This is a genomic window from Cocleimonas sp. KMM 6892, assembly GCF_035798195.1.
In the GTDB taxonomy this organism is placed as follows: domain Bacteria; phylum Pseudomonadota; class Gammaproteobacteria; order Thiotrichales; family Thiotrichaceae; genus Cocleimonas; species Cocleimonas flava.
Map to the genome: position 1 here is coordinate 237,803 of NZ_JAPFBV010000005.1, position 22,286 is coordinate 260,088.

20 protein-coding genes are annotated in these 22,286 nt (G+C 42.3%); 13 read left to right on the forward strand and 7 right to left on the reverse strand.

All coding sequences use genetic code 11. The features are described from left to right. Positions 1-266 precede the first annotated feature (266 nt). Both OO007_RS14955 and pepN read right to left on the reverse strand, forming a co-directional pair. Positions 267-1,199 (reverse strand): phosphoribulokinase, encoded by a 933-nt coding sequence (locus OO007_RS14955; protein ID WP_325809401.1) that lies wholly within the window; start codon positions 1,197-1,199, stop codon positions 267-269. Positions 1,200-1,455: 256 nt separating this feature from the next. Then, positions 1,456-4,113 carry an aminopeptidase N gene (gene pepN / locus OO007_RS14960; protein WP_325809402.1) on the reverse strand — a complete coding sequence of 886 codons (2,658 nt, stop codon included), beginning with the start codon at positions 4,111-4,113 and terminating at the stop codon, positions 1,456-1,458. A gap of 270 nt (positions 4,114-4,383) precedes the next feature. On the opposite strand from pepN, the gene OO007_RS14965 reads away from it, so the two are divergent. Beyond that, positions 4,384-4,926: a GlcG/HbpS family heme-binding protein gene (locus OO007_RS14965; RefSeq protein WP_207907112.1), complete on the forward strand. Its 543-nt coding sequence runs from the start codon at positions 4,384-4,386 to the stop codon at positions 4,924-4,926. A gap of 120 nt (positions 4,927-5,046) precedes the next feature. Here OO007_RS14965 and OO007_RS14970 read toward each other — a convergent pair whose 3' ends face one another. Next, entirely contained in the window at positions 5,047-5,553 is a 507-nt protein-coding gene (locus OO007_RS14970) for a helix-turn-helix transcriptional regulator (RefSeq protein ID WP_325809403.1), read from the reverse strand. Positions 5,554-5,759: 206 nt separating this feature from the next. On the opposite strand from OO007_RS14970, the gene OO007_RS14975 reads away from it, so the two are divergent. The 5 genes from OO007_RS14975 to OO007_RS14995 all read left to right on the forward strand — a co-directional run bounded on the left by OO007_RS14975 (position 5,760) and on the right by OO007_RS14995 (position 12,580). Further along, the gene (locus OO007_RS14975) at positions 5,760-7,460 is read left to right on the forward strand and encodes a phosphoethanolamine transferase (protein WP_325809404.1); all 1,701 of its coding nucleotides are present in this window, start codon (positions 5,760-5,762) and stop codon (positions 7,458-7,460) included. A gap of 3 nt (positions 7,461-7,463) precedes the next feature. Continuing rightward, positions 7,464-9,152 (forward strand): hypothetical protein, encoded by a 1,689-nt coding sequence (locus OO007_RS14980; RefSeq protein WP_325809405.1) that lies wholly within the window; start codon positions 7,464-7,466, stop codon positions 9,150-9,152. Between the two features lie 286 nt (positions 9,153-9,438). After that, the gene (locus OO007_RS14985; RefSeq protein ID WP_325809406.1) at positions 9,439-10,581 is read left to right on the forward strand and encodes a diaminopropionate ammonia-lyase; all 1,143 of its coding nucleotides are present in this window, start codon (positions 9,439-9,441) and stop codon (positions 10,579-10,581) included. Between the two features lie 14 nt (positions 10,582-10,595). Continuing rightward, positions 10,596-11,375 carry a maleate cis-trans isomerase family protein gene (locus OO007_RS14990; protein ID WP_325809407.1) on the forward strand — a complete coding sequence of 260 codons (780 nt, stop codon included), beginning with the start codon at positions 10,596-10,598 and terminating at the stop codon, positions 11,373-11,375. After that, positions 11,372-12,580, forward strand: coding sequence for a M24 family metallopeptidase (locus tag OO007_RS14995; RefSeq protein WP_325809408.1), 1,209 nt, complete (start codon positions 11,372-11,374; stop codon positions 12,578-12,580). The genes OO007_RS14990 and OO007_RS14995 overlap by 4 nt, the downstream gene beginning before the upstream one ends. 153 nt (positions 12,581-12,733) lie before the next feature. On the opposite strand, the gene OO007_RS15000 is transcribed toward OO007_RS14995, so the two are convergent. From OO007_RS15000 to OO007_RS15010, 3 genes are all read right to left on the reverse strand, one after another. Further along, on the reverse strand, positions 12,734-13,171 hold the full coding sequence (locus OO007_RS15000; RefSeq protein ID WP_131906898.1) for a hypothetical protein: 438 nt from the start codon (positions 13,169-13,171) through the stop codon (positions 12,734-12,736). Between the two features lie 139 nt (positions 13,172-13,310). Beyond that, the gene (gene arfB, locus OO007_RS15005; protein WP_325809409.1) at positions 13,311-13,727 is read right to left on the reverse strand and encodes an alternative ribosome rescue aminoacyl-tRNA hydrolase ArfB; all 417 of its coding nucleotides are present in this window, start codon (positions 13,725-13,727) and stop codon (positions 13,311-13,313) included. Positions 13,728-13,792: 65 nt separating this feature from the next. After that, positions 13,793-15,700: a hypothetical protein gene (locus tag OO007_RS15010; protein WP_325809410.1), complete on the reverse strand. Its 1,908-nt coding sequence runs from the start codon at positions 15,698-15,700 to the stop codon at positions 13,793-13,795. A gap of 121 nt (positions 15,701-15,821) precedes the next feature. On the opposite strand from OO007_RS15010, the gene OO007_RS15015 reads away from it, so the two are divergent. The 4 genes from OO007_RS15015 (at position 15,822) to OO007_RS15030 (ending at position 19,245) form a co-directional block, all read left to right on the forward strand. Further along, a complete protein-coding gene (locus OO007_RS15015) occupies positions 15,822-16,388 on the forward strand; it encodes a gluconokinase (protein WP_325809411.1) in 567 nt (188 codons plus the stop codon). A gap of 128 nt (positions 16,389-16,516) precedes the next feature. Continuing rightward, the gene (locus OO007_RS15020) at positions 16,517-17,413 is read left to right on the forward strand and encodes an alpha/beta hydrolase (protein ID WP_325809412.1); all 897 of its coding nucleotides are present in this window, start codon (positions 16,517-16,519) and stop codon (positions 17,411-17,413) included. A 55-nt stretch (positions 17,414-17,468) separates the two neighbouring features. Beyond that, positions 17,469-18,641, forward strand: a complete 1,173-nt coding sequence (locus tag OO007_RS15025; RefSeq protein ID WP_131906902.1) for a YbfB/YjiJ family MFS transporter — start codon at positions 17,469-17,471, stop codon at positions 18,639-18,641. Positions 18,642-18,660: 19 nt separating this feature from the next. Then, positions 18,661-19,245, forward strand: coding sequence for a DUF2238 domain-containing protein (locus OO007_RS15030; protein WP_325809413.1), 585 nt, complete (start codon positions 18,661-18,663; stop codon positions 19,243-19,245). Between the two features lie 60 nt (positions 19,246-19,305). Here OO007_RS15030 and OO007_RS15035 read toward each other — a convergent pair whose 3' ends face one another. Next, the gene (locus OO007_RS15035) at positions 19,306-19,884 is read right to left on the reverse strand and encodes a hypothetical protein (RefSeq protein WP_325809414.1); all 579 of its coding nucleotides are present in this window, start codon (positions 19,882-19,884) and stop codon (positions 19,306-19,308) included. 272 nt (positions 19,885-20,156) lie between these two features. Between OO007_RS15035 and ubiG the strand changes: the two genes are divergently transcribed. From ubiG to OO007_RS15050, 3 genes are read left to right on the forward strand one after another with little or no spacing between them, the layout of a single operon-like run. Next, the gene (gene ubiG, locus OO007_RS15040; RefSeq protein WP_325809415.1) at positions 20,157-20,987 is read left to right on the forward strand and encodes a bifunctional 2-polyprenyl-6-hydroxyphenol methylase/3-demethylubiquinol 3-O-methyltransferase UbiG; all 831 of its coding nucleotides are present in this window, start codon (positions 20,157-20,159) and stop codon (positions 20,985-20,987) included. Between the two features lie 23 nt (positions 20,988-21,010). Continuing rightward, positions 21,011-21,643 carry a hypothetical protein gene (locus tag OO007_RS15045; protein WP_131906906.1) on the forward strand — a complete coding sequence of 211 codons (633 nt, stop codon included), beginning with the start codon at positions 21,011-21,013 and terminating at the stop codon, positions 21,641-21,643. After that, positions 21,644-22,231 (forward strand): hypothetical protein, encoded by a 588-nt coding sequence (locus tag OO007_RS15050; RefSeq protein ID WP_243651665.1) that lies wholly within the window; start codon positions 21,644-21,646, stop codon positions 22,229-22,231. It abuts the gene before it with no gap. Positions 22,232-22,286: the final 55 nt, after the last annotated feature.

Genomic DNA, 22,286 nt, shown 5'->3' on the forward strand with positions numbered 1-22,286 from the left:
GTGAAATATTTCACATATTGTTTTAAACATACATCAGAGGTCTCAGATATAGCCACTGGGTTCGAGATTTCATATCAATTACTTAAAATTAACGATCAAACACCGTGCTCTTTTATCTAAACATAGCACAACTTAATTAAAGGACATTAAAAAGACAAAAAATTTGAGAGGGTAACTAAGAGGTATCCACTTTGGTCAGTTGTTTTTATAGAAATTAAAAAACTGTAAAAGAATGAAACAAGGTATAAATAATTATATAGCTTACGCTACAGTTCGTACAATAAACCCAACAAACCGCTTTTCTTCTGCTTTGGTGGTTTTTTAATATTGCGTAGTTCGCGGCTTTTCTTCACCAGTTCATGAATTATAGGCATCAAAATAATTTCCAGCGCATGCATCATCTGGCTACCAGGAACGACCATGGTATTTCTACCAGACATAAACGAATTCTTAATATGCTGTAAATAACGGGGAAAATCCGGATTATCGATTTTCTGAAAATTGATCACTAAATAACACTCTTCAAGCGTCGGCTCATCTCTGGCAGAAAACGGATCAGACGTATCCACGATCGGAATCATTTGTAAATTAATGTGAGTGCGCGAAAACTGCGGTGTAATGTGCTCTGCGTAATCTCTCATGCGATCAATAATGGTGTCCTGAACCTCTTCGCGCGTGTAATCGCGCAAGGTATTGTCGCGCTTCATCTTCCGAATCCATTCGAGATTGACGTTCGGTGCTACACCCACCAATAAATCAGGATACTGCGCCAAATTAATATCACCCCATACCGCGGCACCATGATGCCCGCGATACAGCAACAGATCACTCTTTCGGGGTAGCTCCTTCCAAGGAGTAAAGGTGCCCGATTCCTGTTCAAAACGATCTGCGAGTTTTTGCGTGTGCAAATAATAACGCGACATTCCAGTACCAACAGCCGCATATTGAAAGAACAGAGATTCCAGTTTATCCAGATGATTACCTTCAGGACTGTAGTGACTTAAGACTTTACCCTCACCCTTGGCTTTTTCGATTTCAATACGCATTTGCTTGCGATCATAACGATGAAACGCATTGCCCTGAATATAAACCGCCTTAACGCGCTCGCGAAAAAAGATATTCTCAAACGCTTGCGTAACCGCAGCGCTACCAGCACCGGCCGAACTAACAAATGCAATAATCGGGTGTTCTGCAGACATACAACTTCCTGTGATTTGGAGTTAGGATTGACTGTAACTCAAGACAGTTTAGTTGATGTATAAAACGAATCCCATACCACAAAAGGCATAACCCAATGTGTGTTGAGCATACCTAAAGGTCACCCCCTACTTGCCCTTCTAGGCTCACCAAGAGCCAGAAGGGTACGCAGGGTCATGCGAAAGCATGGCGCAGTGTTGGTTGAAACAAGGGGATAATTCTATTAAGTCACCCCCCTACTTTCAGGCAGTTTTTTATTTAAGAATCTAAACTCTTAGAAACGATTTCGTAAACATCACCACTCAATCCATCAACCGCCTTAATTCGCTCCAACTGCGCACGCATTAACTCAGAACGTCCTGGCTCATATTGTCTCCAGTTCATTAGCGCACGAGCCATTCTTGAGGCAACTTGTGGGTTGAAGGCATCCAGTTCTATTACCCGGTCTGCGTGGAATTCATAACCTGAACCATCTGCGCTGTGGAAGTTTACCGGGTTGCCATTAGCGAATGCGCCAACCAGTGAACGGACTTTATTCGGGTTTTTCATGTCGAATAATTTATGGTCCATCAATGCTTTAACGTTATCTAAAGTATCTGGCAGACTTGATGTGGCTTGCATTACAAACCATTTATCCATCACCAAAGTATCGTGTTCCCATTTCGCTTCGAAATCGGCGAAGGCTTGATCGCGTTCTGGGCATTGCATGTCTGATAAACAACTTAGCGCTGCCAAGGTATCTGTCATATTACCGCCTTCTTTTAATGACTGCGAGAATTGCTGATAGATCAAAGCGCCGACGGCAGGATCGTTGAGCTGGCTGATATAAGCCAGACAGGTATTTTTTAGACGTCGCTTGCCGATGCTTACTGCATCTGGTGAATATTCTTCTGCGCTTAGTTGGTTGATTAAATGCCCATAGGTATTTTCTAGTGGAATACGTAAGCTCGATGCGATGGTTTTTAAGATCAGTTCGCGGACTTCGTGAATCGCTTCTGGATCGGCTTTGTGTTCTGTCGATGCCATCGCTTCCGCCAGGTCATTTTCTGATGGTAACGTTAGTGCTTCTGCTTTCAGCGCATTATCTAAATCATCATCCATCAGGACTTGTTGGTAGGCACTGATAACTTCAGGCTCTACTCCGATTGGTTTGCCCATTGCTTTGTCTTCGAGCATTTGCATCATCAGCGTTTTTGCGAGACGTTGGCTGGCTTCCCAACGATTAAATTGGTCGCTATCGTGTTGCATCAGGAAGATGGTTTCTTCAGTGGTGTAATCGTAGTTTAGTTTTACAGGCGCCGAGAAATCTCTAAGTAATGATGGCAATGGTTTTGCGGTAATGCCTTTAAATCGCACGCTTTGCGTTTGCTTGGTTAGCTGGATGGTTTCGCTTAACAGCTCTTTGCCCGGTTTGATGCTTGAAACATCAATCAAACCGATTTTGATTGGAATCAGGTACGGCTTTTTATCTTCTGCATTTGCTTCTGGCGTGGTGGTGTATGACTGCGTGAAGTTCAAGGTACAGCTATTTTCTTCTTCGTCGTAATCCATGGTTACGTCAACCGTTGGCGTACCGGCTTGATCGTACCAGTTCTGCATTTGGCTTAAATCCATGTCGTTGGCATCGGCCATTGCCGCGAGGAAATCTTCGGTGGTAACCGCTTGACCATCGTGACGTTCGAAGTATAAATCCATGCCTTTACGGAAGCCGTCTTGACCTAGCAGTGTGTTGTAAAGACGAACGATTTCAGCGCCCTTTTCATACACAGTCAGGGTGTAGAAGTTATTGATTTCCATAAACGATGAAGGACGAATCGGATGCGCCATTGGGCTTGCATCTTCAGCGAATTGCAGTGTTCTTAAACTACGTACATCTTCGATACGTTTTACCGCACGCGAGTGTAAATCCGCAGTGAATTCCTGATCACGGAAAACGGTTAACCCTTCTTTAAGGCTTAACTGGAACCAATCGCGACAGGTGACGCGGTTACCTGTCCAGTTGTGGAAGTATTCGTGACCGATAACTGCTTCGATATTGGTGTAATCATTGTCTGTTGCGGTTTCTGGGCTAGCGAAAACCAACTTGGAGTTAAAGACATTCAAGCCTTTGTTTTCCATTGCGCCCATATTGAAATCATCAACGGCGACGACCATATAGATATCTAGGTCGTATTCTAGTCCGAAGCGATCTTCATCCCATTTCATCGCACGTTTTAGCGATTGCATGGCGTGATCGCATTTGTCGATATTGTGCGCTTCGGTGTAAATTTCTAATTTAACGTCTTTGCCTGATGTGGTGGTATAACTGTCTGTTACGTGTTCTAAATCACCCGCGACTAATGCGAAAAGATAGGCAGGCTTTTTGAATGGGTCTTCCCAGACGGCAAAGTGTTTACCCTCATCAAGATCTCCTGAATCAATTAGATTGCCGTTAGAAAGCATTACTGGGTATTTTGTTTTATCGGCATGAATCGTGGTGACGAATTTACCCATCACGTCAGGACGATCAAGGAAGTAAGTGATTTTGCGGAACCCTTGCGCTTCACACTGGGTGCAGAAGTTTCCGCTAGACTGATACAAACCTTCAAGAGACTTATTGTCTTGCGGATAAATTTTGGTGACTATTTCCAAGCTAAACTCATCTGCCAGGTTTGACAGAATCAGACTTTCATCTTCTAGCGCATAATCCTTATCCGTCAATTCATAGCCATTTAAGGTAATCGATTGCAGCTCTAACTCGGCGCCAAACAATTCCAGTTCGGTTGCCGTGGCTTCTGCGTTTCGCAGATATTGTACTTTAGAGGTAACAATTGCGTGGTCATCAAACAAATCAAACGCCAGATCGACAGTATCAATCCAGAATGCAGGTTGCTGATAATCTTTTAGGTAAATAGTCTGTGCTTGAGCGTTTTTCATAATATTTTATGGCTTCGTTTAGATGATTAGTTAGGATTATTCGTTAGTCTATTTTGAGGTTTGTAAATTGCTCTGTTTTGATGCGTTTTTTGTTACTCGAGTTTTGATGTTCTATTATTAATCACAACAGTAATTAAAAGAGTAGTTGCTAATGATAGCCCAATTGTAAAAAACCTACAGGGTTTTCACCAGTGGGGATTAGGGTTATCGCGCATTCTATTTTTGCGTCATTTGATAGAAAATGACCTTATCTACTACATGGAGGGTAAAATGAAAAAACCAAGAATAATTTCAAAAAAGACCTTAGTGATGAATAGCGTTGCCACTGTAATAGGCGCTGTAATAGTCACTGCGTTTGTCACACCTGCATTTGCAGATGAAGAGGATGCGCCTATGACCGTGCAAATCGCGCGCTTGTCATCCGAAGCGGCAACCGCTGCTGCACAAGGCGCCATGCTGGATTGTCGTAAAAGAGGTTTTCAGGCAACCGCTACCGTGGTTGATAAAAACGGAATTGTTCAGGCAGTTGTGCGTGACACCTTGGCACCACCTGTTTCTATCCCGATCAGTAAAGCAAAAGCTTATACCGCGGTGAATTTCAGTGCTGATACCTCAGCCATGGCAGATCGTGCAAATACTGCTGTGGGCATGTTCGATGGCGTATTAATGTCAGCCGGTGGTGCGGTTATTAATATCGGTGGAAAAATCTACGGGGCGATTGGCGTGAGCGGCGCACCCGGTGGAGACATTGACGAAGCCTGCGCTAAAGCCGGCATCGAAGTAATTGCTGAAGATCTGGAAATGGCCGATTGATGACCTATTAGCAAACATCTACATAATTAGATGTTTGACACCCCCCTACTTATGGGCACTTTTTTATTATCATTCAAAAAAAGTGCCCGTAAGTAGGGGGGTGTGTTTTAATGTTTCAACTTACAATAAGTCTTCAAAGAACCACGCCGATAATTCATGTCGGCCGCCCAATCCTGATTTTTCATAAATCGCTGAGGCTTGTTTTCTTACCGTCTTTTCGTGCGTATTTCGGGATGCAGAGATTTCTTTAACACTCAAACCTTTGAGCATCAGCAAAGCGACTTCTTGCTCGCTGGGCGACAAACCCCATTCACTAAATTGCCACTGAATAACTTTCTGGTATTCTTTTTTGCCATCTTGCAGACGTATGTTTGAGCTTTCTAACTGCTTTCTCACATCGGCTAAATTATCTTTCAGCTTGATCTTTTCTTTGGCTTGAACGGCGATGATATAGGCAAAATAGAGTAATCCGGCGAGCGACATAATCACAATGCCAATTTCTACCCAGGCCTGGGCTAATGATTCCCCATCTGAAAAATCAGTAAGCTCTTCAAAGACCTCATAAGCGCTGTAGAGCGCGAAGACAATGAAAAATAGGGTAAGTATGAATTTTTGTATTGATGTCATAGATTGCGCGCATTCTAACAACTAAATACTCTTAAAAATAGAACAAATACGGCATGGGTCATTCGACCCAATTGACGATTTATGGGGCACATGCCCATTATCTCCGGCACATAGTTTCAATAAGCTCGGCAAATACTTTTGAGAATGGCGTCATCCATTTTAGCTACTTCCCTCATCTCAAGATTTCCAAACCAGAGCATTTTTCTATGACATTAAAATTATCACTGTGGAAAGTCACTTTACTGATTTCGTTATATTTAACGTTATTCACTAACTATTCTTTCTGGTCAAAAATATTAAGCCTGCAACCACTATCCGAATCACCCGTTATTGGGATTTCCTTCTTTTTGATATTAGTCACTGTGTTTAATATTTTGCTGACTTTATTCAGCTTTAAACCCATTTTTAAACCGATCGTAATCATCATTCTGTTGTGCTCCGCTTCTGCTGCATACTTTATGGATAATTATGCAATCATGATTGATAAAAGCATGATTCGTAATATTTTTGCGACTGATGTGCATGAGGCGACCGATCTATTTAGTTATAAATTAGTAATGACGCTACTGTTACTGGGCGTGGTTCCAGCATGGTTATTGTATAAAACCGAAATCAACTACCAACCCTTCTTCAAAGGTCTGGCTGCTAAAGGCTTAGTTATTCTAATCAGTTCTGCTGTATTGGGTGGCACCTTGTACAGCAATTACAAAGAGCTTTCGTTCTTCGGTAGAAATAACCGTGAAGCTCGTCATTTAATTAATCCAATTAACTATATTGGCTCAATTAAATCGATTGTTGCCAAAGATTTAAGAAAAAGAAATTACGAACTAAAGCCGATTGAAGATGATGCGCAACTGGTACTGAGCGATGTTCATGCTGTAAATGGCATTCCGCGCAAACCTTCGCTAGTGATTCTGGTATTGGGTGAAACCGCTAGAGCGATGAATTTCTCTTTAAATGGTTATGAACGCAACACCAACCCATTGTTAGCGAAACAGGATATTATCAATTTTAGTGACGTAAGCTCTTGCGGAACGGCGACCGCAGTATCTGTACCGTGTATGTTTTCTAAATTTACCCGCGATGAATTTAACTTTGATAAAGGCAGAGAGTACGAGAATTTATTCGATGTGATCTCGCATGCGGGTTACAAAGTCTTATGGAGGGATAATAATACCGGCTGCCAACACAGTTGTGATCGCATTGCATACGAACACATGCTGGATAAGCTTAATCCTAAATTTTGTGAAACGGGCAACTGCGTGGATGAGGTATTAATTGAAGATTTACAACAGATTGTGGATGCCAGTAACACCAATACTGCCCCCAATGAACAACTCACTAAAGTGAATGCGGTGATTGAAAGCCCGCAAGGTGACCGTGTCATTATTCTGCATAAAAAAGGCAATCATGGCCCTACCTACAGCAAGCGCTATCCAGCAGAATTTGAGAAATTCACGCCAGTGTGTAAAACCAATCAACTGGTTTCATGTACTCAGGAAGAAATTGTAAACGCTTATGACAATGCGATTCTTTACACCGATTATTTTCTGGATAAATCAATTAACTTTTTAAAGAAGAATTCAGAACAATTTGATACGGCGATGGTCTATATCTCTGATCATGGCGAATCCTTGGGGGAAAATAATCTGTATTTGCACGGATTACCCTATATGATCGCGCCAGATTACCAAAAGAAAGTTCCATTTATGCTTTGGTTGTCTAAGGGCTATGAAAAAACACACAGTATCAATAAGGACTGTGTCGCGAGTAAATCTGCAACAGCACTTTCACATGATAATTTATTCAGCTCCATACTCGGGATGCTGTCTATTGAAACAAAGGTTCACGATAAGCAATTAGATATTTTTTCTTCTTGCAAAAGCACTCAAATAGTCAAAAAATAGACCATGGGCATAACTATAAAAACAAAAGAAAATATTATCTTAAAAAATACAGTCAAAAACGCTTGTGACTGCAAGCCAAACAACAAACTGCTTTTATGTTGCGGTTTCCTTTTGCCATTCTCAGCGGTATCTCCAGCATTTGCAGATGAAAGCTGTATCGCGTGGACGGATGACTTTAAAAACAAGCCTAATCTTATCGTGGGCAAGGTCGAGATTAACGCGGCAGATGTGTTTGATTTAAACAATCCGAAAGAATCAAAGACGATTCACAGGGTTGCCAATAATCTGCATGTGAGCACTAAACCGGTTGTTATTCGTCGCCAGTTACTGTTTAAAGAAGGCGAAATATTCCAGCCGCGCAAACTATCAGAATCAGAACGTATCGTTCGTAGTAATCGCTATATTCAAGATGCAGATATTATGCCTTCTGAGTTGTGCGGTAATCGCGTCAACATACAGGTAAATACCACGGATAAATGGACGCTGTCACCCGGAGTTTCATTTAGCCAATCTGGCGGCAATAGCAAAACCGGTTTCGAAATACAGGAACATAACCTCTTGGGTTCGGGTAAAGGCCTTGTGGTCGGCTATAAAAGCGATGAAGAGCGTGATGAAACCTTTTTAAGCTATACCAATTCACTCTTTTTAGGCACCCGACAAAAATTATATGCCTCGGTACAAGACAACTCAGATGGTAAAGGGCACGAGGTTGATTTATCCCTGCCGTTTTTCGAGCTGGATAGCCGCAAAGCGTGGGGGCTATCGACATCAAGCTTGAGTGAAGAAACCTCGCTTTATGACAAGGGCGACGTTAGCAGTAAAGTCTCGGTAAAAAAATCAGAACATTCGGCTTACTGGGGCTGGTCTAATGGTCTTGAATCTGATGATACTGATGTAGATGACTCTGCAAAGAACGAAGTCACCCGTTACAAGGTCGGCTGGAAATACAAAGAGTCAGACTATAAAGATTACTATTCCCTGACCGAGTCTTACCCCTGGTTTGAATACGAACACGACAGTGAAAGCTATACCACTCGTACCAATTTCAAAAGTATGGGCGAAGTGGAAGACATTACATTGGGGACTAACTACACCCTCGGAGTCGGCATACTGCGAGAAGAGTTTGGTTCTACCGATAATCAACTTAACCTGAATGCGTCTTTTGAAAAAGGTTATGAATTCGAAAACAGTCTGGCGTTTATCAATATGGAAGCCAACTCCTATATCGGTTCTGGTGAGTTAGAAGGAGACAGCCTGAACTTGCAGGCAGAATGGTATTCTTTTGATGAACACGGCAGTGATATTTACTTATCCGGGACGTTTAAATACCAATCGAATCTACAGCCCGACGAACAACTTTTATTAGGTGGAGATACTGGTTTACGCGCCTACCCTAAAGGTTATGAAAGTGGCGATAAGTCTCTGGTTTTCACCGCAGAAAAACGCTATCACTTTGACTGGTATCCACTCCATTTAGCAAAATTTGGGGCGGCTGTTTTCGCCGATGTTGGCAGCGCCTGGGGTGATGGCAAAGACCTGGATGTGTTAGCCGATGTTGGGGTCGGACTGCGCATGATTCCTACCCGTAGCAGTATTACCAAAGCGATCCACATTGATTTGGCATTCCCACTGAATGGCGATAGTGATGTCGACGATGTGCAACTGAGCGTCAACACTGAGAATTCATTCTAATTCTAATAAAATATAATCAGAATATAAGCACTGTTTGATTGTAAGAGGTCTTAGGCACCCCCCTACTTTGAGGGGCTTTTTTATTTCGTTGTTCGTTATAGATAAATGAAGAAAAATGAAATGCTGATGTGTTCAATATTATTTGGTACAAATATCTGAAACCTAGCTACAGTAATAACTAGCAACAGTAATAAAGACACAGTATAAGTTTCTCCCCCGTTTTACTGTTTTATCAAGACAGCTATGCGTTTAATTGACCTGATTGTTTTATAAATAGGAGCATCATTTGAAATATACATACGCTAACTATTACCAGAATCCAAAACAAAACAATGCCATGCATGAAGTGGCCGATGATTTGTTTCCCGCCGGAATCTGTGAAACTGCTTATCAATCAATTACCCAGTGGCCGGATTACAAGCAAACTGACTTAATTGCATTAGATGATTTTGCTAAACAAATGGGCGTAAAAAAGGTTCTGTATAAAGATGAATCAACACGTTTAAATTTAGGATCCTTCAAAGCCTTGGGCGGCGCTTATGCGGTACAGACTGTTTTGGAAGCGCGAGAAAGAACCGGAAATGCGTCTGCACTTACAGTATGTACAGCCACCGATGGAAACCATGGCCGCTCCGTTTCCTGGGGCGCTCAGCAAAAGAACATCCCTTGTCATATCTTTATCCATGCAGGAGTCAGTGAAGCCCGCGCAAAAAGCTTAGCGGAGTATGGCGCAACGGTGCATCGAGTCGATGGTAATTACGATGATTCAATCGCCGAATGCATCAAAATGGCTGATGCGAATGGCTGGCAAATTGTCTCGGACACATCGTGGGAAGATTATCAGGAAATACCTACACAAGTGATGGCAGGCTATACCGTATTAGCCGCTGAAGTCATCGAGCAAATAGAGCAGCAAAAAAAATCGTTAACACATATTATTCTTCAAGCCGGTTGCGGCGGTATGGCTGGTGCGTTAATCGCCTACTTCTGGAAGCACTGGCGCGATGATTTACCTGAAATCATCATCATGGAATCTCACATGTCTGATTGTGTTTTAGAAAGCATGCAACGCGATCAAATCTATTTAGTGGATATCGTCGATGAAACACTGATGGCGGGTTTATCCTGCGGTGAAGTATCTGAATTGGCCTGGCCGATACTGCGACACGGCGCAAGCCATGTAATCACGGTGGGTGATGAAGGCGTAAAACCCATGATGCGTTATTTAGCAAAATCAGAAGGTGACCGACCGGATATTGTCGGTGGTGAATGTTCGGCTTCGGGTTTGATTACCTTGAAAACCATCATGGATAATCCAGAACTCAAAGAATCTATCCATGTCGATGAAAACTCCGTGATTTTCATGCTGGGTACCGAAGGTGCGACAGATCCTGATTTGTACAATGAAATCATAGGAAATAAGCAATAGCTTAATGCATCGAAATGGATACCTTAAAATACGATTTAATAGCCAAAGACACTGTTAAACAGCTGGGATTAATCGTATTGCAGTCGGATGTCACTATTGAAGATGAATTTCGTTTTTACTTTGCGAATCAAAATGTCAGCCTGTTTGTGAATCGTATTCCGTTTGAGAATGAAGTCACTAAAGAATTACTCCAGCAAATGGAAAATCATCTTGGCGATACCATGTCGCAGTTTCCGATTGAAGCTGAATTCGATGCACTGGGTTACGCCTGCACCTCCGGCACCTTACTCATCGGAGAAGACAGAATATCCGCATTAGTTGCTGAAAAACGCCCCTGTAAAATGGTGACGAATCCATTAACCGCGACCCTCTCCGCTTTACAATCGATTAACGCCAAAAAAATAGCTTATCTAGCACCCTATAGCGAAAGCGTATGCGCTGAAATGATTCAATACTTTGAATCTAATGGTATTCAGGTTATTGCATCAGCAACCTATGATGAAGCAGAAGACCGCTTTGTTGGCCGAATTTCCCCTGCCACCATTCAACGCGATGCGATTATGTTAGCGAAAGATAATCCGGACATTGATGCCGTTTTTATGGCCTGCACCAATTTAAAGTGCGCGCATATTATTGCTGAGATTGAAGCGCAAACGGGTATTACGGCTTTATCGAGTAATCAGGTTTTAGCATGGGATTTAGCCAGACATGCAGGACTGGATTTGGCTTCTGATTCATCTACCAACAACACATATATCAACACAACAACAAACAAAGGAAATCTGTTCAAATGACAGAGATTTTGCATGAGCCAGAACGCGGTTTTGCGAACGAAGAATTCGAACAGCGTTTTGAGGTTGTTCAAAATAAAATGCGTGAGCAACAATTAGCCGCGATTTTACTTACCACCGAACACGATATTAATTATTACACGGGCTACCTGACACAGTTTTGGCAAAGCCCAACGCGTCCCTGGTATTTAGTTTTACCCAGCGAAGGTTTGCCCATAGCAGTAATTCCAACTATCGGCGTGGAGTGTATGGCAAAGGGTTGGATGAGTGATATTCGTCACTGGTCATCGCCCCACCCAACAGACGATGGCATTAGCCTACTCACGGAAGCTTTGGTTGAAGCAGTGACGCGCGCAGCATCAAACAGTGGTTTTAAACACATCGGTATTAGTGCGGGAAAAGAGTCGCACATGCGTATGCCGTTATGCGACCTGGATCAAATCAAGGCTAATTTGAGCAAGCATGATAATCGGGTCGACTTTGTAGATGCGACACACATCATGCGTCGTCAGCGGATGGTTAAATCGCCCAAAGAAATCGAGAAACTGCGCTATGTGGCGCAAACCGTTTCCTCCGTTTTCGAGCGACTGTTTGAGTTTGTGCATCCCGGAATGAGTGACAGCGAGATATTTCGCGCATTTAAAATTCAATGTCTGACAGAAGGGGTTGATGATGTGGCTTATCTGGTCGGCGGCGCTGATCAAGGTGGCTATAGCGATATTATTTCACCCGCAGGGGCGCGTATTCTTCGAGATGGCGATGTTTTGATACTCGATACCGGCTGTACCTTCGATGGCTACTACTGTGATTTCGACCGCAACTATGGTTTCGGCAAAGTAGATAAAAGCGCGCTTGATGCCTATGAGGCTGTCTGGGAAGCAACCGAACAAGGCTTTTTAGCGGCAAAACCGGGCAACACGCCAGCCCATTTATTTCACGCAATGAACAATGTCCTGCAAAAAGCAGGTGCTTTGGGAGATTCAGTGGGTCGCTACGGACATGGTTTAGGTTTGCAACTGACTGAGCCACCTTCGAATACTCCCTGGGATAATGAAGTGTTTGAAGTAGGAACGGTGATGACACTCGAACCAGGCATGGAGTTTGCCCCAGGGAAACTCATGGTGCATGAAGAAAATATTGTGATCACAGAAAACGGCGCTGAATATTTAAGCCGTCGGGCGTTGCCGCAACTCCCAATTTATTCTTAGTTTTTATTAATGGCCCCTCCCTACTTTGAATGATATTACGTTTTTGTTTTTTTAAAACGTAAATAGAATTTATGCAGAGCTAGGGCGCTTTTTTTAGAACAAAAAAAAGCCCATGATTTCACTCACGGGCTTTTTGATTGTTTATTCTTGTGTTTAGTAACAAGCACCTGATGGATCAACATTGATTCCGATCAGTTTATTACCTCCGCCACCGAATACGTTTCCACCGTTATACGTTAAGCAACCTTCGCCATCGTATAAGGCCTGCATACGCTGTACGTCACTTCCATAGTAGAAAGGAATCCAACGCTTACCAGTTTCATGACGCTTTAGGTCGTTTGGTCCGCCAATTGTAGAATTAACGCGAGCCATACTCATGCCCAGTTTAATTTTTGAGAACTTGCTGCCCGGTCTGATTGTTCCTGTGATTTTGCTACCACGAGGTTTTGTCGCTGCAGGTTTTGCTGGCTTAGCCGCCATTTTCTTTTCTGGCTTACTACCAGAAGCTGTAGAACTACTATCTGATCCGCCTGAACACGCAGAAATCAAAACCGCAGTTGCTATGATTAACCCCATTTTACTTATTGTCATTCTTAACTCCCTTGCATATAAAAAATTTTATAGGAAAGGAGTATAGAATTTATCAAATAGTGAATAAAGTTATTTAGCAGATAAATTATTCTTTTCAGAAAAACGAAAGGTACCCCCTCTCTTCTTTAAGCAAGAATTTCTAATCTCTATCCACTTTCTTCCGTAAGGCTTTGGTTTTACCGCGTTGTGTTTTCTTATCCACACGTTTAATTTGTGAATTTCGACTGGGCCTAGTTGGCCTGCGCGCTTTCCGCACTAAAGAAACACTTTTAATCAGTAACTGAAGTCGCTCTAACGCATCTTTGCGATTCTTCTCCTGAGTTCGGTGAGTTTGTGCTTTGATAATGATCACGCCATCTTTGCTGATGCGGCTGTCACTCAACGCCAGCAAGCGTTCTTTGTAGAACTCAGGAAGTGATGAGTCGGCAATATCAAAACGTAAATGAATCGCGGATGAAACCTTGTTGACGTTTTGCCCACCCGAACCTTGCGCACGAATTGCTGATATTTCGATTTCATCATCGGGAATGGATACAGCTTGAGAGATAATGAGCATGTTCAGTAAGTTTCCATCAATTTGCAGTCAGGTCTAATCAGTCCTAAATTATATTCTAGTGACAACTAAAGCAGATTCATACGCAACATAATCAGCGGGATTGCATGTTGCCCGCTCCTAAGCACCAGATCTGAATTCTGCTTAATGTTGTTAAAACGCGAGTTCAACGTGAAAGTTGCCGTTTTGATTTTATTATCGCCCAGAGTTCCGAGATTTTGACTTACGCCTTCTGAGACCTCAATACTCAGCGATGTTTTTACGGTGTCTTTAAAAATAGCTTTTACTTCAACGTCGCAACCATCCTGACAGCGTTTTTCTGCCAATTTATCATTAACATCAAAGCTGAATGTTTTGGCTTCGCGGGCAAAATATTCGTAATCAATACCTTCGGGTAAATAGAACCCCTGATACCAGTAATTTTCAGATTTAGGCATACTAACCTTGAGTGCCGGACGATTTTCAACTTGCGTATTTTGCGGGCTTTCCTGTAACCATCGACCAAAAGACCTGACGGTTACTTTTTGCTTATCTCGCTTAACACAATCCGCATCCATCTGATCAGCCAAGCGATAAGGCGCGATATAACGTTCCCCCATCAAAACGAAAGCATCTGGTGTATTTTCTTTGGTTTTACCCAGCACCCGACTTAAATACACCAAAAACTCCTGAGTTTTATAATCAGGGTGATCAGTCTTGTCCATGCTAGTCGTGATAGACATAAAATTACGACGCATTTGCAAAGTACGTAACGATGTAATCAAAAAGCGATACGGGCCATTTTCAACTGGACCAACATCTGAAATCACATAAGAGCTATCGCCATAGAATTCATTTTCTGTACCCCAGTAACGTCCTTCAATTTTATCTGCAAAATCTTCATTAAAATCCATTCGGCAACTACCGTCAGTGAAACTGCTGAATGCCATGCCATAGACTTTATCGGTGTAGCTCATCCAGCGCTCGATGGCGCCATCTCTATTTCCTAAGCCCTTGTCTATCACATAGTGAGCGATGTTTTTTAGTTTTTGATTATAAGCTTCAGAACCTTCGCCATAAGTAAACAAGTTACCAATATTGGTGAATGCCAGTTTATTTTTGTGTTTGCCGAATGCCTTGGCATAGAGGTCTATATTAGCGATCGTTCCCTGTTCAAAAGTTTCTGGGGTAAAACCAAAAAACTGCTCGGCTTCCTGACGCTCGGAAGGTGACATCCAGAATTCGCCCCAGCCATTTTTATTGTCGTAGTCTTTGCAGGAATCCGCCGCTTTACCAAATTCCCCATCTGCCAAACCCAGTTGAACACCGATTATTTGCGGGTTTGCTGCATAGCGCTTGGCGAACGCCTGAATAAAGGGGCGTGTGGTATCCAGATAGGCTTTATCCCAAAATATCAGGGACTTGTCTGAGGTTTGCTGCATTTGCTTTAGTACCCAATTAGGCGCTTCACAAGATGAGTTGACTTCTAATCTGACTAGAGCCCGTTGTGGTGCAATGCTTTTTAATTGTTTTTCGAACTGTGAGAAATCAAACACACCTGGTTGTGGATTTGCCTGATTCCATAACACCATTAAAAAGCGATTTTTAACGGCCTTATTGGTAGATTTCCGTTCTGTGGTTAACCCTGAATACTTTGCTTCACCCGCATAACTTGGAAGCGACCAATCAAAACCTCGCTGTAAGTGGGGGGGTGCCTTTGATTCAAGTTGGGGTAATGCAGTGCTACCCTTCTGGTCTATTTTATTATCTGAAGCTTTGCTCTGGATAGCGCTAACAGCTTGCGTATCTTTTGCAACATCAAGCTTTTGCGAATTAGTATTTGCAGCTGAACTGGTAGTTGAATTAAAAGCTGAATCGGTAGTTGAAAAATCAGATGAATCAGCAGACGCATTGTACTGATCATAAAAATAATCCCCACCCACCACGGCAGCAATAGCAAAGATCACAAAAAGTACGATGTATATAAGAATTTTCATGAATCTATCAACAGCCATTTAGTAACATAACAGTGCAATATTCTATCAGATACTTAATCGACTATTTAATGTATAACATTCACGACTTCTTTAACTGATTTGCGACGAACACACTACCTTTATGAACAACGCTACAGCCTATTTAAATAACATACCTGTGATTGTCGTGATGGGCGTATCCGGTTGCGGTAAGTCGACGATTGGCAAAGCATTATCAACACAGTTAGGACTGCCTTTTTTAGAGGGCGATGACTTCCACCCACCGGAAAACATAGAAAAAATGTCAAATGCCATCGGCTTAAACGATGACGATCGCTGGCCGTGGCTTGATGCCTTAGGTGCTGCCATTCATAAAAAATGTAACGTCGAAAAGGATAAGAAAAAAGTTGTGCGCAAAGGCGTTATCGTCAGCTGCTCTGCCTTAAAACATAGTTACCGCCAACGTCTGTTGAATGCTTCAGGAGAACAAATACTGTTTGTTTATCTCGATGGAAGTCGTGACACCCTGTTATTAAGAATTCAGTCCCGAACAGAGCATTACATGCCTGCCAGCCTGCTGGATAGCCAGTTAGAAACGTTAGAAAAACCGACAAATGATGAGCTGGCAATAACGGTTTCCATAGAACAATCAGTCGATAAAATAGTTGATGAGATACTCGATAAAATAAACCATGAAGCCATCGATTAGCTAAGCAAAAAGCCTATCCGCTTAGTATTTAGTGTATCTGGTGTAATTTGCGTCTATTATTGGTGCGCTCAATTCAACACTATGGTGTGTTTCAGCAAAAACACAGCATAAAACAGCAGAAACGATGTATGACAAATAAAACCGATCACCCCTTTAAAAGCACGAATATGCCTTTCACAATGAAGGCATTTTTTAGTTTAACCACGTTTGTTTTCAAAATTGTCGGCGCTATTTCACCCACTCTGGCGGGCAAATTAGCCTTACGACTGTTTATGACGCCTCCCAAAGTCATTATTCCTCGGCGCGAAAAACCCATTCGTGAAAGTGCCAAGTTGCATTTCATAAACATCAAAGACCGACAGATTTCTGTGCGTAGCTGGGGAGAAGGCCCAACAATTCTACTGGCGCATGGCTGGGGCGGTAGAAGTTCTCAGCTAATGGGATTCATCGAACCGTTGGTTGCAGCAGGTTATCGCGTTGTTGGCTTCGAGATCCCGGGTCATGGTGACTCAACGGGCAAACACTCAAACATGCTGGATGGCGCGTCGATAATTGCCGAAGTCATTAAGCAGGAAGGTCCGGTAGAAGCGATTATCGCTCACTCTTTTGGTACTGGTACCACACTATTATCGATAGATAAGTTTGGCGTTAAAACGCCCAAAGTGGTGTTGATAAGTACATTCTCTGGCGTAGAATTTATCCTCGAAATCTTTGGCGATCTTTTCTCTTTAAGGCAATCCACTCTGGATGCCATGCAACAAGTAGCATTAAAAAAGTTTGCCCATGAATATCATGTCGGATGGGACTGGAATGAAATTTCTCCGCTAGAAACCATCAAAAGTTGCGACAGTGAACTACTATTGATCCATGACGATCAAGATCACGAAGTTCCGATAGAGGAAGTGTTACCGCTGCACAACAGTCAACCACAGGCAAAAAAGCTCATCACGTCTGGTTTTGGTCATCGTAAAATTTTACTCAACAAAGAAGTCATCGACACGACTGTAGATTTTATTACGCAGTAATTTTCGTTTAAAAATCTACAAAAACCAAACCTGCGACAGGAATCCCCTTTCTTATATGCCAAATAGTAAAACAGATCATCCGTTAAAAGTGATGTTTGCGGGGCTATTTAGCCTTATTTTAGCGATGGGTATTTCGCGTTTTTCATACACGCCCTTGTTGCCGGTGATGATCAATGAGACGTATTTGAATGATGCCAGCGGTGGCTGGCTCGCTACCATTAACTATCTGGGTTATATGCTAGGGGCGATTATCGCTGCCTCAATCAGTGACCTCAAACTCAAAGACGTACTTTATCGCGTGGGTTTGATTGTCGCAGTCCTCTCAACTGTAGGCATGGGAGTAACCGACAATTATATCGTCTGGTCGATCATGCGTTTTATAGGTGGTTTGAGTAGTGCGGCGTGCTTACTGGTGGGAACCGGTTTGATTCTTAACTGGATGATCCGCCACGGACACAAGCCCGAACTGGGCATACATTTCGCTGGCATCGGTTTAGGCATAAGCCTTACCGCGATACTCTCGATGATGATGCTGAATAAGCTGGATTGGGCGCAACAGTGGTATGTCTATTCTGCGATTGCAGTAGTTATTGCTATTCCCGCATGGCGCTGGTTGCCAAAGCCGGTGAATCACCATCAGACCACAGCTGGCGGAACACTATTGGACACGCCACCAGAAAAAAGCTGGATGTTGATTTTATACGTGGCTTATTTTTGTGCCGGTATCGGTTATGTTATCAGCGCTACATTTCTGGTCGCCATTGTCGATCATCAGCCTGAATTGGCAGGCAAAGGTTCGCTAGTCTGGCTAGTCACCGGTATTGCGGCGGCACCGGCGGCTATTTTATGGGATCGAATTGCCCGAAAAGTCGGCGAGTTAAAGGCATTGTTCTGGGCTTATGGCATTAATATTGTTGGTATTATTATTCCGGTTTTTAGTCATAGCTTATCGGGCGTTTTACTCAGCGGTTTTTTCTTTGGATTAACTTTTGTGGGTATCGTGAGTTTACTGCTGACCATGGTTGGCAAGTTTTACCCTACCAAACCTGCTAAACCCATGGGAAAATTAACCTTGAGTTATGGTATCGCGCAAGTAGTTGCACCAGCCATTGCAGGGATGATTGCAGAAACAACAGGTAATTATTCGATGCCGTTGATTTTTGCATCTGTCATTATGGGCTTCGGCATGGCGTTAATTGTTATACTGCAAATCAGAAAAAAACATTAAGACGGTAAGGATAAAGAGTATGAAATACGCATGGGGCTTAATATTTTTAGTGGTTTTAATCTGGTCGGGAATTAACCCCAAAGATACACTCACCTGGTTTCTGGAAGTGTCGCCAGCCATCATTGGCGCAGGCTTGATGCTTTATACCTTCAAGACGTTTCACTTAACATCCATACTGTATTTTTTCATTTTGCTACATTGTATTGTGCTGATGATTGGTGGACATTACACCTATGCTGAAGTCCCATTGTTTGATGGTCTATTTGGCGCCGAACGAAACAATTACGACAAAGTCGGTCATTTCTTTCAGGGCTTTGTACCCGCCCTACTCGCCAGAGAAATATTGATTCGTAAGAATGCGGTTAACGGCAAAGCCTGGTTAAATACCTTCATCGTTTCAGTGACTCTGGCTTTTAGCGCTTTTTATGAGCTCATCGAGTGGTGGGTTGCAGTAGCAAGCGGAGATGATGCAGTGGCCTTTTTAGGCACGCAAGGTTATGAATGGGATACTCAATCAGATATGTTTTTAGCACTGATAGGAGCGATTGTCTGCATACTCGTTTTAAGCAAGGTTCATGACAAGCAATTACAGAATCTGAAGTGATATCTGGTTAATTTGTTAAAAGCCACTTAAAAAAAGCCTTATAAGTAGGGGGGTGGCTAATTACTTTTTTGGCGATGATTTAACTTTTGATTTGGGTATGGTTTTTACGGGTTTTTTCAGTACGTTATTGCCTGCTTGATTGTCACTCCCTCTATTCTGGTTGATCTGTTTTAATAATTTAGTTTCTTTTCTGGCGCGCATTACATAGCCGCCCAGTGCACCACCAGCCGTGCTAATTGTTAATAAGCCCATGGTCAGTAACTCCGTCAATAGCATCAAAGCACCTGCGCCTATGGTACCGGCAAATGCTGCCCCTACTTTAAAGTTGGCTTTGCTGTGGGTGATTTTGGCTTCTCTGGCAATTTGCTGCTGCGTTTTTTGTACCAACTTGGTTTTAGCGCGTTCTGCGTTCAATTGAATCTTTTCTCTTTCGCGTGCGTGCTGAGCTTTCGCCTCATAAACCTCATCTTTACTTTTATGCGATGCGATTGAGTTAAACCAAAAAGCAGTAAAAAAACCGATGACGAATAACGGAATCAACAAGCGTAACCACCCTATTCCCTCCAATTCAGGGGCGAGTAATACCAGCGCAACTGTTGCAATTTGTACCGCAACTATTCCAAAAAAATATTTAAACATTGTAGACTTTATTAATACCTCGAGATTTATTTCGCAGTTATGAATCCATATTCGATATAATAACGTATACAGACTATTTCATGAGAACATGATGTCAGGGTTATACGCGTAATTTTCAATATTTTTCTCAGATTAAGATCGATAGCAATGCTATCTGTCACTTATTCATTCAAAAATATGAAATGTTCAGCCCTTACTATTCATTATTGTTTATCCATCATTGTTCTCCTTAAACAGTCTTATTTCTTAACTATTCTCAATACGGAATTGCAATGCAAGCTTCAACTGAAAATACATCAATAGATAATGCGACTGCTCAAAATGAATCAGCTAAAAACGCATCAGCTAATAATAATGAACTAAACGATACAAATACCAACCAACCTTCAAGCAAGGCTGTGAATGTTGATGCCAATGAAATCAAAAAGTTCGAAGACTTAGCACATCGATGGTGGGATAGAGACAGTGAATTTAAACCATTACACGATATTAACCCACTCAGATTAAATTATATTGAGCAGCATGCTGGCGGCTTAAAAGGTAAAAAAGTAATCGATGTCGGTTGTGGCGGCGGCATACTTTCTGAAAGCATGGCACTGCGTGGCGCGGATACACTGGGAATTGATATGGGACAGGCTCCACTTTCTGTGGCTGAATTACACGCACTGGAAGCTGGAATCGAGAATATTCAATATCAGAAAATTCCCGTTGAAGAGCTGGCAAAAACGGAAAAAGAACAATTTGATGTTGTCAGTTGTATGGAAATGCTTGAGCACGTACCAGACCCTTGTTCAATTATTCAAGCATGTACAGATTTGGTTAAACCGGGGGGAAGTGTTTTCTTTTCTACCATTAACCGTAACCCAAAAGCTTTTGCGTTTGCTATTTTAGGCGCCGAATATGTGTTGAATATGCTACCCAAAGGGACGCATGAATATGCCAAGTTCATACAACCATCAGAGCTTGAGGCATGGGCAAGAAAGTCTGGCTTGCAACTTGAAAACATAAAAGGCATGACGTATAACCCGCTACTTCAAAGCTATAAATTAAAAAGCGATGTTAGCGTGAACTACTTGATGTATTTCACCAAACCCAAAAATTAAATTTTATTTAAAAACTGTAAATTATGAAACGTATATTATCCACCCTGTTCCTCATGTCTAGCATGCTACTTTCTGCGTGTTCCATGAGCCCTATCGTTAAAGATATTCGCTATGACGAAGTGAGCTATGATGCCGAAAATCGCAAAACAGTGGTTTCAGCAATAGATTCAAGTACTGAGTTTAAAATCCGAATTCTGACTGAAACCATTATGGGATTAGGACCTAACATTGATCCTGAGGAAGCGGGCTTTGTAGCACGTGAGGCAGTTCTTTACCCAAGATATCTTGCGAACCAATACAGATTAATCGCACCACCAAACTCTCATAATGTACTGGTTAACACAGGCCGTAGAGATCGTGGTTTATGCTACCACTGGGCGCGTGATATGAGCGAGCAAATCGTTAAAGGTAGAACTTACAAAACCTTAACCTTGAATCGTGCGGTTGCCAATCAGGGCAGAAAATACGAACATAATGTTTTAACCGTTGCCGCAAAAGGCAAAGGCATTAAAGATGCTTACATTCTTGATGGATGGAGAAACTCAGGCGATTTATTAGTACTACAGACCCGTGAAGATCCAGAATATGACTGGGAAGAATACACACGAAGAGTTTACAGTGCTGTTCCTGACGTGAATAATAAAGAAACGAATTAAATGTTATTACCTGCCATGAAAAATCAATCTACGCTAAAACTGTCTTTATTACTTACTGCTTTACTGTTATTGAGTGCCTGTTCATCAATTCAGTACCAAGGCGTACATGTAAACAAACAAGGTAGAACCGTTGTTAATGCCATTGATGAGTATGACAACAAAAAGATTAAAGAACTGACACAGGCAATTATGGGCTTAGGACCCAATATTGTTGAAAGTGAGGCTCAGTTTGTCGCGAGAGAAGCCGTACTTTACCCAAAGGTGTTAGCGAATCGTTACCAGTTGATGAGCCCTCCTCTTTACCACAATGTGCTGGTAAATTATGGTAAACGCCCGCGTGGATTATGTTACCAATGGACGCATGACATGGGCCAACAAATCAATAAGCCAATGAAATCACTACAGTTCTACCATGCTGTTGCCTTTAGACGTAACTACTGGAGAGAGCACAGTACACTGGTTGTGACTGCCAAAGGCAAAGGCGTTCCTGATGGAATCATTTTAGACCCCTGGAGAAATTCGGGTGATTTATTCTGGTCACACGTAAAAGACGACAAGAAGTATCCATGGGTTCAGTTTACCAACTAGTTTTCACTGCTTAATTCACCCCTGGGATTCGGCACTTATCTTCTTTAACTGACAA